8 protein-coding genes are annotated in these 13714 nt (G+C 40.7%); 5 read left to right on the top strand and 3 right to left on the bottom strand.

All coding sequences use genetic code 11. The features are described from left to right. The first annotated feature begins 132 nt into the window (after positions 1-132). Positions 133-2874: a DNA gyrase/topoisomerase IV subunit A gene (locus J2X77_RS12300; protein WP_209579110.1), complete on the top strand. Its 2742-nt coding sequence runs from the start codon at positions 133-135 to the stop codon at positions 2872-2874. A gap of 163 nt (positions 2875-3037) precedes the next feature. Here the strand turns inward: J2X77_RS12300 and msrA are convergent, their stop codons facing one another. Then, positions 3038-3553 (bottom strand): peptide-methionine (S)-S-oxide reductase MsrA, encoded by a 516-nt coding sequence (gene msrA, locus J2X77_RS12295; RefSeq protein WP_209579109.1) that lies wholly within the window; start codon positions 3551-3553, stop codon positions 3038-3040. 148 nt (positions 3554-3701) lie between these two features. Next, complete coding sequence (locus J2X77_RS12290) at positions 3702-4742, bottom strand: N(4)-(beta-N-acetylglucosaminyl)-L-asparaginase (RefSeq protein ID WP_409050312.1); 1041 nt, start codon at positions 4740-4742, stop codon at positions 3702-3704. 389 nt (positions 4743-5131) lie between these two features. Between J2X77_RS12290 and J2X77_RS12285 the strand changes: the two genes are divergently transcribed. The 4 genes from J2X77_RS12285 to J2X77_RS12270 all read left to right on the top strand — a co-directional run bounded on the left by J2X77_RS12285 (position 5132) and on the right by J2X77_RS12270 (position 12238). After that, positions 5132-6358, top strand: coding sequence for an NlpC/P60 family protein (locus tag J2X77_RS12285; protein ID WP_209579108.1), 1227 nt, complete (start codon positions 5132-5134; stop codon positions 6356-6358). A 7-nt stretch (positions 6359-6365) separates the two neighbouring features. Then, positions 6366-7421, top strand: a complete 1056-nt coding sequence (locus tag J2X77_RS12280) for a dipeptide epimerase (protein ID WP_293882409.1) — start codon at positions 6366-6368, stop codon at positions 7419-7421. A 123-nt stretch (positions 7422-7544) separates the two neighbouring features. Continuing rightward, complete coding sequence (locus J2X77_RS12275) at positions 7545-10751, top strand: TonB-dependent receptor (protein WP_310080971.1); 3207 nt, start codon at positions 7545-7547, stop codon at positions 10749-10751. Between the two features lie 17 nt (positions 10752-10768). Then, entirely contained in the window at positions 10769-12238 is a 1470-nt protein-coding gene (locus J2X77_RS12270; protein WP_209579105.1) for a RagB/SusD family nutrient uptake outer membrane protein, read from the top strand. Positions 12239-12309: 71 nt separating this feature from the next. Here J2X77_RS12270 and J2X77_RS12265 read toward each other — a convergent pair whose 3' ends face one another. Beyond that, a complete protein-coding gene (locus tag J2X77_RS12265) occupies positions 12310-13713 on the bottom strand; it encodes a M14 family zinc carboxypeptidase (RefSeq protein WP_209579104.1) in 1404 nt (467 codons plus the stop codon). Position 13714 lies beyond the last annotated feature (1 nt).

The raw sequence follows: 13714 nt of genomic DNA, 5'->3' as shown, positions 1-13714 counted from the left end.
TCAAAAGCTAATTTTTTTAACTTTTCATAGTTTCACTGTGATAAAACAAAATGGTTTTGTATTTTTACACGTTCGAATGAAATAATATTTCGAACATTTCTGTATTGTACAATTTAATCTATTGCTGAGTAAATGAGTGACGAAACAAACTTCCCAAAGGAAGATAATCAAGACGACCTGGGATCAGGAAAAACAGAAAGCGGAAGTCAGACGATACCTTTATCGGGTCTCTACGAAAACTGGTTTTTGGACTATGCCTCCTATGTTATCTTGGACAGAGCCGTACCACATATTAATGACGGTTTAAAACCCGTACAACGTCGTATCCTCCATTCCCTAAAGGAAATGGATGATGGTAGATATAATAAAGCTGCTAACGTCATCGGAAATACGATGAAATATCACCCACATGGTGATGCTTCTATTGGCGATGCCATGGTACAATTGGGACAGAAAGACCTTTTGATCGACTGTCAGGGGAATTGGGGCTTCCCCATTACGGGCGATTCTGCGGCTGCTCCTCGTTACATCGAGGGAAGACTATCCAAATTTGCCAATGACGTGGTTTTTAACCCCGAAACAACAGAGTGGCAATTGAGTTACGATGGCCGTAATCGCGAACCTGTTACCTTACCGGTAAAATTCCCGCTATTATTGGCTCAAGGAGCCGAAGGGATCGCAGTAGGGCTGGCGACGAAGATCATGCCGCATAATTTCATTGAGCTTATTGACGGGTCAATTCAGGTATTAAACGGTGAACGTCCAAATATATTCCCAGACTTTCCTACTGGTGGTATGGCCGACGTCTCAAATTATAATGAAGGTCAACGTGGCGGTAAAATCCGTGTACGGGCAAAGATTGAGGAACGTGACAAAAAGACGCTCGCCATTACAGAAATTCCCTTCGGAACCACAACCGGCGGTCTTATTGAAAGTGTCGTTACAGCCAACGATAAAGGGAAGATTAAGATTAAAAAAATAGAGGACAATACCGCGGGAAATGTCGAGATCATTGTGCATTTAGCACCCGGAATATCTCCGGATGTAACGATCGATGCCCTGTACGCCTTTACAGCCTGTGAGGTCTCCATATCGCCCAATACCTGTGTGATCAAGGATGAGAAACCTCATTTTATGAGTGTCAATGATATTCTCATCGAGAATACCATAAACACTAAAAACCTATTGAAAAGAGAATTGGAGATTCGTTTGAACGATCTTCAAGAGAAAATATTCTTCAGTAGTCTATTAAAAATATTTATCCAGAATGGGATGTACAAACATCCGGATTACGAAAATGCAGGTGACTTCGATACCGTTGTGCAAGTTCTAAATCGCTTGTTTGAACCATTCTTTGATCAATTTTATCGGGACATACGCCCCGAAGATTACAAGAAATTGATCGATAAACCCATGAGCAGCATTACACGTTTCGATGTTAAAAAATCGGACGAAATGATGAAGACGCTCGAAAATGAGATCAAAGAAGTCAAACGTCATTTACGCCAACTGACAGAATATGCCATTGCATGGTTTGAAAAGTTACGTGAAAAATATAGTAAAGACCGTGAACGCAAAACCGAACTGCGCATATTCGACAAAGTAGAAGCTACCCAAGTTGCCTTGGCAAACACCAAACTCTATGTCAATCGTGAAGAAGGATTTATTGGATCGGGCATGAAGAAAGATGAGTTTGTATGCGATTGTTCTGATATAGACGATATTATTGTATTCCGTGAGGACGGTAAATACGTTGTCAGTAAAATCCAGGATAAAGTGTTTGTCGGAAAGGGAATTATCCACGTTGCTGTGTTCAAAAAAGGCGATGAGCGGACAATCTATAACGCCATCTATAAAGAAGGTGAAACGGGCACCAGTTTTATCAAACGTTTCGCTGTGGTGGGTGTCACTCGGGATAAGGAATATGATGTATCCAAAGGTTCCAAAGGATCTAAAATTCTGTATTTCACAGCCAATCCGAACGGTGAAGCTGAGGTAGTCAACATACAGCTTAAACCGCATACAAAATTGCGCAAGTTAAATTTTGATATGGACTTTGCTGAAATAGCGATCAAAGGGCGTGCTTCGCAAGGAAATATTGTATCCAAATATCCTGTTAAAAAAATCAGCTTTAAAAGCTCCGGTGTATCCACATTGGCCGGACGAAAAATATGGTACGACACCATTATGAAACGGCTAAATGCTGATGAACGTGGTCAGTATTTGGGTGAGTTCGATGGCGATGACAAGATATTAATAGTACTCTCGGACGGTAGCTACGAATTATCAAACTTTGATTTGAGTAACCACTTTGATGAGAAAATGATCCGCATCGAAAAATATTATCCAGACCACGTCTATACTGTAATCCATCAGGATGGAAAAAGCGGAACATATTTTGTCAAACGTTTTAAATTTGACGATCAACCTATTGGAAAGCGCATTTCCTTTATCAATGAAGACGCAGGTTCAAAACTGATCTTAATGAGTAATGCGACTGAACCCATCGTCAAATTGGATATTTTAAAAGGCAAATCCCAAACGGAAGAAACTCTTGATCAACCTTTGACTGAAATCATCGATGTAAAAGGAATAAAAGCGCAAGGAAATCGTCTGTCGTTTCATACCGTAAAATCAGTTGTCCTCTTGACTGCTGACGAAGATTTAAGTCAAAAAGAAAAAGCAACGGCGACTTCTGCAAATACTACAACTACAGCGCAACCAACTGAAGCTGCTGTAGAAACAACAGCTACCGCAACAGCAACTCCTCAAAAAGGGGATGAGCCAGCAGACAAAAATGATGATATCACCTTGGAAATAACCAATCCAAACGATATCCAAATCGACGATAAAGGACAGATGGAAATGTTCTAAATCATATACTGTACGTAAAAAAGGCTCGAAGATCAGTTCGAGCCTTTTTTATGCTTATCAATTTTTTATCCTATACTTCGTTTGTACATTTGCGGCATATCAAAAACCTATTTTACACCTTTATTTCATTTGAAACTCTTCCTGTTACTTTGATGTTGTCTTTTTATGCTTTAAATTCTTTAAAGAATTTTTGAAGTTTCGGCGCAATAACAACCGAACAGAAGGGATTTTCAGGATGGGTGTTGAAATAATTGTGGTGATAATCCTCGGCAAGCCAAAATGTTGAAGCGGGCTCAACTGCAGTAACGATAGGATCTTCATACACGTCTTCATTGTCCAACTCATCAATGAAATTCTTTGCTAAGATCTCCTGTTCTTCGTTATGATAAAATACAACTGATCGATACTGTGTACCCACATCGTTGCCCTGACGGTTTAATGTCGTTGGATTATGTGTCTTAAAGAATATTTTCAACAGATCCTCGTAATTAACCAATTCCTCATCATACTCTAATTCAACAACCTCAACATGATCCGTAGTACCGGTACAAACCTGCTCATAAGTAGGGTTATCTATGTGTCCGCCCATATATCCCGGCAAAACTGATGTCACGCCTTCCGTGTTTTGGAAAATAACTTCTGTACACCAAAAACATCCTCCTCCAAATGTTGCTTTCATACTTTTTATATTATTGTGTATTTTAATTTAATTATTCAAACACCTAAATGCTGATGATACAATGACTTCTCCTACTATCACTGCAAAATAAATGTCTACGTTATATGATCTCTGAACACTAAGATCTCATATTCAGACACGCCTCATCTTAATAGTAATGCTTTCCCTTGATGAGTAAATCTTGCTGTTCACCGTCGCAAACTGCATAGGAAAAACCTTGTTGTAAAGCATATGCACCATATTCACCTTTTTTATTGATGGCTAAGAATCCAACTTGGATTTCTTTGGCAATCGCAGGTTTTTTCTTCACGATACGCATAACAGCTTCTTTACAGGCATCTTCAGGCGTATATCCCTGCCGCATCAATTCGACAACCAAAAAACTACCTACATTGCGTATCACTTCTTCACCCACTCCCGTAGATGTGGCCCCTCCAACTTCATTATCGACATACAGCCCAGCACCAATAATCGGACTATCTCCCACACGCCCATGCATTTTGAAAGCCATCCCACTTGTGGTACAGGCGCCAGATATATTCCCGCTGGCATCCAATGCCAACATCCCGATCGTATCGTGGTTATACTGGTTGCCAGGCAAGCGCTCCGCTGCAAAAGACTGGTTTTCGATATTGGCTACCGGCTTGTATTTCTTCTCTTTTAACCACTCCTTCCAAGCCTTTTCACCTTCTGGAGTCAATAGATTTTCTTCTTTAAAACCATTTTCCAAAGCAAATTGCAACGCACCCTCGCCGACAAGCATCACATGAGGTGTTTTTTCCATAACCAAGCGTGCGACAGATATTGGATGTCCAATTTTTTCCATTCCGGCAACAGCGCCGCAATTTCCGTCCGAATCCATGATGCAGGCATCAAGTGTGACATGCCCATCGCGATCGGGATAGCCCCCCTTACCAACGGTCATATTTTTCAGATCGGCTTCGGGCACACGGACGCCTTGTTCTACGGCATCTAATGCCTTCCCTCCCTTTGACAATATTTCCCAAGCGGCTTTATTTGCTGCAATGCCGAAATCCCACGTGGAAATAACAATAGGATATTTTTTCAAATTGCCATTTGCTGCACCCGTCAATCCTTTTGCATCAAATGCTGTCAAGGCCCCCATTGTCGTAGCAGCCATCAAACCTTGCTTAATGAAATTACGTCTTGAACTCATTTTCTTATTCATCTTTTATATAAAATCTTGGTTTAACCTTGCGGCAAACAATTGCTGAAAGCTGGTTTTAGCCTCCCAAATACAACAAATCTCCCATTGACATCAGGAGCACGTATGATTTCGCTGCATTCTACTACATCCAAATCCGCCTCAATCCACTTAAGCGACCTGCGCCAAAGCACAGGATTTCGCATTTTAAAGGCGTCAAACCACGCTAGAACCTATGATTTCACAATCAATAAGCAATATTACAAAATGGTTTTAGCAATTAGATAATTTTATTAAAATTAAACCCAACCATTCGTTTTTTAGCAACATAACATCAAAATCACTCAAAAATCGACATTAAAAATTGCCTTATATTATGAATTAATCCTATCTTTAGAAACAAACTAATTCGCATGAAAAACACTCTAAAATTCGCTATTTTAGCCTATACATGCCTTATTGGCACCGGCAGCAGCTATGCACAACAGCTAGATTCCACCACGTATTTTAAGGTTAAAGAGTTGCAAGAAAACGTAAAAAGTCAATTTGCTCCTGATAAAAGAACCAAAATCGTGGCCATCCAAAAAGCGGATGTCGTACAAAACCAATATGTGATTGAAACAACAGAGAAAGATGCTCAATTCGTTTTGGAACAAAAAGCAAAAGAAATAGCGGCTAATATTCAGGTACAGTTCCTGCCTGACGCCAGTGTAGGCGAAAAAACTTCTGGAGTGATTCGGCTTTCGGTTGCCAATATGCGGACATTTCCAGATAATGCGGCCGAGTTAACGAGTCAGGTTTTATTAGGTACACAGGTGGATCTTCTGCAGAAAAAAAGTGGAGACTATCGTGTCCGCACACCCGACGGTTATATTGCATGGGTACCGGCCTCGTCCATTGAAGTGATGGACAACATTGCATTGGAACATTGGCGGCAAGCAGAAAAAGTTATCTATACTGCAGAATTCGGGAAATCATATTCCGAACCAAATGAAAAGAGTCAACGCGTTTCTGACCTGGTGTATGGTGACATTCTACAATTAAAAGGGCAGAAAGGTAATTTTTATCAGATCGCCTATCCCGATGGACGTTTGGGCTATATTAAAAAGTCAGAAAGCCTGACACTGAAAAATTGGTTTGAAACGCGCAATCCGACAGCAGAAAATATTATCGCCAGTGCGAAAACCATGTTGGGTCTTCCCTATTTATGGGGTGGAACTTCGGTAAAAGGTGTCGACTGCAGTGGTTTTACCAAAACAAGTTTCTTTATGAACGGCTTTGTGATACCGAGAGATGCATCGCAACAAGTTCTAGCCGGAGAAAAAATTGATATTTTAGACGAAGAAGGACATTTTGACCCTGAGAAAGCACTTAAAAACTTAAAACCAGCCGACTTACTGTTTTTTGCTGCAGGAAAAAATAACAATCCAAATGCTCGAGTGACGCATGTGGCGCTTTATATGGGTAATGGCACTTTTATTCACGCGGCAGGTTTGGTTCGGATCAATAGCATGCTCAAGGACGCCACCAACTACGATGATTTCCAAACCCGTACTGTAGTTGCTGCACGCCGTTACCTCGGCACGAAGGATAGCGCTATACAAAAAGTCGCTGAAAGCAATTATTACACCAACAAATAAGATAACGATGAGCAACCAATCTCAATGGATCAATAAAGATTTTGGAGCCTTTAAATTAAGATTCCGCCCGTATACACTAACACTGAACCATGTCTTTACAGTCGCTTCTTTCAGCAGAAGCACAACACCGGTTGTATTGACCGAACTAGAGTATGACGGCATTGTCGGTTATGGTGAAGCGAGTATGCCTCCTTATCTTGGCGAATCGCAAGAAAGTGTCCTATCGTTCCTCAATCAAATCGATCTGACAGGGTTCAACTCTCCTTTTCAAACCGAAGATATTTTACATTACATCGATCAGATTGCGTTGAAAAATACAGCCGCAAAAGCCGCAATTGATATCGCCCTGCATGATGTCCTTGGGAAAATTATGAACCAACCTTATTATAAGATATGGGGACTAAATCCTGATCTTATTCCGCCGACATCGTATACAATAGGCATCGATTCCGAAGAAATGATACGGAAAAAAGTAGCCGAAGCGGATCAGTTTAAAATTTTAAAAGTAAAGCTTGGGCTGGATACTGATAAAATGATTATTGATACCATCCGGCAGGTGACAGACCGCCCGCTGTGCGCGGACGTCAATCAAGGTTGGAAAACGCGCGAAGAGGCCTTGGAGATGGCGCACTGGCTTGCAGAAAGAAACGTTTACTTCTTAGAGCAACCGATGCCCAAGGAACAGATAGATGACAATGCCTGGTTGACCGAAAACAGCCCGATACCAACAATTGCCGATGAAGGATGTCAACGACTTGTAGATGTTCCTGCACTAAAGGGCGTGTATTCAGGAATTAATATCAAATTGATGAAATGTACTGGCATGCGGGAGGCCAAACGTATGGCCGAGCTTGCGCGTTCTCTGGAAATGAAAGTTATGATCGGTTGCATGACCGAAACATCCTGTGCAATCAGTGCAGCAGCACAACTCGCTCCCCTAACAGACTGGGCTGATTTAGATGGTGCTTTATTGATCGGAAATGACATTTATGACGGTATGACCGTTGTCAATGGCAATTGCCTTCTTCCCGACCGTCCTGGAATTGGAATTTTAAGGAAATAACCCTATATTCAGTGCAATGTTTTTTTCTTAAAAAAAAGATTGCACTGAATTGCTTTCGCAAGTTTGACCAACATCCGACAGCACCAAAATATTAACAAACTAAATTAATCAATTCACACTTTTATGAAACAACATGTGCTCACAACGTTGTGTCTCATAGCCTGTAGTTCGATGCAGTCTTTATATGCGCAACAGATCCAAATTGCTGGTAAAATAACAGACAGCAACGGAAAACCAATTAGCGGAGTTACAATAACTATAAAAAGCGCTAACCAAGGAACCTCAACAAACGAAAATGGCCTGTTTACGCTAAACGCAAACACCAACGCGATATTAAGTATCTCTGCAGTAGGTTATAGTCCACAAGAAATTCAGGTCAATGGCCGAAAAACCATTAGTATTTCACTCAGCAGTGATGAACAGGCATTGGACGAAGTCATTGTCATTGCCTATGGAACGGCTAAAAAGAGTACCTATACAGGTTCGGCAGCACAAGTAAAATCAGATGCCATTGATAAACAACCTGTCACTTCGTTTGAAAAAGCTCTTACTGGCCGTGTTGCAGGTCTGCAAATGTCAAATGGATCTGGTCAGGCAGGTGCAACTTCAGCTATACGCATTCGAGGCATAGGCTCTATGAACGCGTCGAACGAGCCACTCTATGTCATTGACGGTGTTCCAGTCATTTCGGGTAGTGTCGGACAGATGGGCGACTATATTGTCAATACGAACAACGTCATGAGCACATTAAATCCCAGCGATATCGAATCTATTTCTGTGCTTAAGGATGCTGCCGCTTCTTCCCTTTATGGTTCCCGCGCGGCAAACGGTGTCATCATCATCACCACAAAAAAGGGGAAAAACGGAGATCCAAAGATCAATGTCAAGTCCTCTATCGGCATTAGTCCTTCCTGGGCAACCAAAAATAATGAACCTGCTTCGGTACAGGATCAAATCAATATGCTCTATAGTGTTTTATACGACTCTAGAATAGCAGCTGGTCAAACGGCTGAACAGGCGAATAAAAACACCTTATTCCGCTTAAATTCTTTGGACTGGAATCCAAATTCGGCAAATTACGGTAAACCAACTTCTTCTTATGGTTTTGGTATTCATGGCTATCAATTCAGCACAGATGGAACCTCACAATGGGAAAATGTACATATCTCAGGAAAAACAGATGGTGTAGAGAATCGAGATGGTAAGTATTATGACTGGAACAAAGCATTGTTTAGAACCGGGATATTCAACAGCAACGATATCTCGGTAAGCGGAGCAACAGAAAAAACCAATTACTATGCGTCTTTAGGATACACGCAAGACAAAAGCAGGATTATTGAGAATAACTTCGACAGAATCAATGGTCGGATTAATTTAACGCAAAAGATTGGGAAATATCTCGAATTTGGTTCAAACGTCAACTACGCTAAAAACAAGCTTATTGGGATGAATGACACCAGGAATACAGGAACAAATTACCTGTATCAAGCGAGTAATTTATTATGGCAGATGTATTGGCCAACTGATTATAAAACAGGTAACGAATATACAGCACGTTATGGTAGTCTCGCTTATAATCCGTTGTATTACAACAAGGAATGGGAAAACTCTTCGAAAACAAGTAAATTATCAGCTATAGAATCTTTATCATTAAAGCTGTTACCTGAACTTACATTGAAGACCATTTTCTCCTATGACAGAACCGAGGTCAAAGATCACATCTATTATAGCGCTAAACATTATAACGGTATGGCAGACAATGGCCGGGTCACAGAGGTGTCTACGTCCATTGAAAAATTGGTATCATCCACAACCGCCAATTACAACAAAAGCTTTGGCTTGCATAATATTGGGTTATTAGCTGGTTTCGAAGCTGAAAAAAACACGACTGATTTTATCCGTGCTACAGGTAAAGATTTACCATCCTCATCACTTCATACAGTCGCCACTGCAGGTATATTGGATGCGTCCGCCTATTCTTGGGGCAATAATATGATGTCTGTACTATCGCGGGCGGAATATAACTACGATGAACGCTATTTTGCCTCGGCATCTTTTAGAAGGGACGGTTCATCCCGCTTGGCACCAGGTCCTCGTTGGGGCAACTTTTGGTCTTTAGCTGCTTCCTGGAATTTGGCCAAGGAATCTTTTATTAAACAGATTGAGGAAATCAATAACCTAAGAATTAGAGGTTCCTATGGGGTAAATGGAACATTACCTACGGATCTTTTTGCCTGGCGCAATTTAACAAGTTATTCCAACAAATATATGACGCAGCCAGGTGGTGGGCTAAATAATTTAGGCAATCCGGACGTAGCTTGGGAGAAAAATTACTCCACAAACGTCGCATTAGAATTTGGCCTATTCCACAATAAACTATTTGGTACAATTGAATATTTTAACAGAGACTCGAAGGATCTCTTACAGAATGTTCCGATCTCCACAATTACTGGTTTCGGCTCCATATTGCGAAATGTTGGCGAAATGAACAATAAAGGTATAGAGATTGAATTAGGTTCAGATATCATTAAAAATGAAAATTGGAAATGGACATTAAGTGCAAATGCCGCAATCATCAGATCCAAGATTACAAAATTATATGGTGGACGAGATATCGTCTGGTATGATCCCACTGGTGGAGACGATAGAGCTCGATTTATTTATCGCGAAGGAGAATCGTCCTTATCATTCTTTGGTCTAGAATGGGCAGGTACAGATCAAACCAATGGCAAAAACGTCTGGTATACAAACGATGGCACTGATGGCGATTTTATCTTTAACGGAAAAGCGGCAAGTTATGATTACAAAAAAGCTAAACAAACCATCATCGGAAATGCTAATCCTAAACTATATGGCGGTATAAATTCTGACATCGATTATAAAAACTTTTCATTGGGATTGAACTTTGCTTATAAAATTGGCGGCAAACTTTATGATGCTACATCCAAAGATGTTGCCGATGACGGCTATTATTGGGAACGAATTCATGCCGCTTATTTTACAGAAAATAGCTGGTCACCTTCAAATACGGATGGAACTTACCCAATGGTTACCGGAAGAGATCTGGAAGATGTGAACCAGATCAGCAGTAGACAACTGTTTGACGCGTCATATCTTAGATTAAAAAACATTTCGTTGAGCTATAGATTACCAAATGATTTTTTAAAACGAGCTGGTATCTCCAATGCAGGGGTATTTTTCAATGGAAGCAATTTGTTGACCGTTTCGAAATACAAGTATATGGATCCGGAAGTTAACCAATTTGGTACGCGGGGCTGGGAAACACCATTGGCAAAAACGTACACTTTCGGTGTTGAATTTAGTTTTTAACGAAAAAAAACAGTATTATGAAAAAGCTTTTTATTGCCTCGTGCATAACAATATCATTAGCAATCAGCTCATGTAGCAATTTTTTGGATGTCACACCGACCAATATGGGGGACTCCAATACCTCCATCCAAACTGCTGCTGACGCAAAGGTTATTATGAATGGATTAATGAGTAAAATGGCAAATGTCGCCTACTATGGACGAAATTTCCCGCTCTATGCTGATGCCAAAGGGGGTGACTTTACGATTGCATCCCAGGGCCGCGGTTATGACTATCTTTATGTATTTAATCATTCGGCCTCTTCTAATCCCTATTCAAGCATCTGGACACAAGGGTTTCATACACTCGTGCAGATCAATAATCTTTTGACAAATATCGATAAACTAATCGCTGCCGGCTCGACAGAAAATTTTAATACGTATAAAGGACAAGCATTGACCGCAAGAGCCCTCATCAATTTTGATCTTGTCAGGTTGTACGGAAAACCCTACAACATGGAAAAATCTGCCCTTGGTATCCCTAATGTAACGAAAGTACTCGAATATAGCGCGCAGGAAAAACGTATCTCCGTGGAGGAAAACTACAAACAAATAGTACAGGATTTAAAGGATGCAGAGAGCTTATTGCCAAAATCCAAATCGGATGGATATTTCAATTTTTTCGCCAATAAAGCACTGCAAGCTCGTGTGTATCTCTATATGAATGATTATGATAATTCGTTAAAATCAGCGCAGGAGGTCATAGACTCCAAAGTCTACACATTGTATAGCAATGAAAACTGGGTAAAATCCTGGACAGGTATGTTTGGAACTGAATCTATTCTAGAATTGGGTGTCTATCCGAATGAAGCTGACGCAGGGACTAGTTCACTGGGTGCGATGTTCCGCAGAAAAGGACATGGCAGTACAGCCATATTGGGAAACTTTATAGCCGCAGATCCATTCTTGGCCAAACTTAAGAAAGACGAGACAGATGTCAGATGGGGTGTTATGGCGTACGATGAAGTCGGCACCACCCATTTAGGAGCGGTCTATAAATATAGCGGTAGCACAACGCTTGCTGGCGATAAAAATTCAACAGCAAATAGTACCGCTGTCAATATTAAGGTCATCCGTTTGTCCGAAGTATATCTTATCGCTGCTGAAGCTGCTCTACTAAAATCATCTCCTGACAAGGCCCTTGCAGCAAATTACCTGAATGCAATACGCCAACGCTCTCCCAAATTAGATGTTGCGACCTCAGGCACGATTACTTTAGATATGATTGCCGATGAGAGAAGCAAAGAGCTCCTTGGAGAAGGTCACCGCTTCTTTGATATGATGCGCTGGAACAAATCGATAACTTTTGATGATGATTTAGGAAATATAAGCACAACAAATAGGCAAAAAACGATCGATAGAACCTTCTTTAAAACCATTCTTCCTATTTCACTGGATGAGATGAATGCAAACCCAGCTATAGCAAATCAACAGAATACCGGCTACTAGTAGTTTCAAAAAGAAAAAGGTCACAGCACAGGCTGTGACCTTTTTTTTTTTTTGAGCTATATTAAGCATTCCTAACTTATCTGATTTTTATACTGCTGTTGCATTGTTTTTTTCAAATCGATCGCATAACCATTAACTACGGCGTAAATGTTCTTGCCTTCTTTACGAAGAAAAAAATCCGCTTGAGCTCCGAGAGCTAATTGTTGTGAAAATTCTATAGCTTTTTTAGTTAATACACGAATTGGAAGGTTATGCAAAAATTCTCCCGGGATCACATTTTCAATAATAATAGCGGCATAGCCTTTTTCAAGTAATCCCATCACGATGGTATCATCTAAATCGGTCAGGGAAGCAAATGGCTCCATATACATCTTGGCTGGAGCAAACTCCGTTCCTGCAACATCAATATCTACATAACCATAAAAATCCTGCAAATCGCCAATATCTTCAACAATACCCTCTACGTAGTAGTCAGAGCCTATCGTCTTTTCATTCTGCCGGATGGCAACATCGACAAGCAATGGTTTACCACTCCGCTCAATGGTCAAATTTCTCAGCAACACATCATGGAGCTTTTCATCATTGAAGGGAATTGTATCATAATCGGTAACCGAATGCTGTTTAAAGGATTGATCAGCAATTTCCTCAAATGCTTTTAACAAAGCCACGAAATTACATTTTCGGACCATCATTTTTTCGGTATCACCAACATAAGCTCCTGATTCAATCAAGATCGTCCTGGCGCCCCATTTTTGAAAATTATCACCGAAACCGCGCGGTGTATGCTCATCGTCATACCTTGCAACCGCCTTTGGAACAAATTCCTGAAGGACTTTATTTATTCCGACAATCACCCGCATCGCATCTCCCCGAGTTTCATTAATACTCCGCGCATAGTCATAGGCAGGTGCCAATAGGGAAATTGTCACTGGCATATTTGTTCCAGGAATGTTGTAGTAATTGTTTTGGTTATGCAGGTTAAAGGCAAAATCAGGTTTTAGCAACATGGCTTGCGCCTTCAATAAGGCCCCTTCCACTGTTGCTGTTGCCCTTGCATCTCTGTTCATATCCACATCCATGGCTGTCCTACGCTGAAACCGTTCGGTTCCATCAGGATTTAGCATCGGAATAAAATACAAGGTCACTTTTGATGCTATGTGATCTCTAAAGGCATCTAAACCATCATCTTTTCCGTTGAAAAAATTAAATAGATCAAACAAGGCCATTGTCGCCGTAGGTTCATCACCATGCATTTGTGACCATAAAAGTATCTTGATTGGCCCTTGTCCGTATTGTAGTCGAAAGATCGAACGATCTTCAGTGGACTTCCCAATTTCCGATACAGCAAAACGTCCAGTGCTCCTGATATTTTCTAATAATGGTAAAATATCAGCATGTTTAAATCTTCTATGCATCAAAGCCTTTTCTTCATATAAAGAAAAGGCTTTGATGAAATCAACTTTTACTAATTTCATA

The sequence above is a fragment of the Sphingobacterium sp. 2149 genome (genome assembly GCF_031455655.1).
GTDB lineage: Bacteria > Bacteroidota > Bacteroidia > Sphingobacteriales > Sphingobacteriaceae > Sphingobacterium.
The sequence above is the reverse complement of the archived record's forward strand: the minus strand, read 5'-3'. Positions and strand labels throughout refer to the sequence as shown.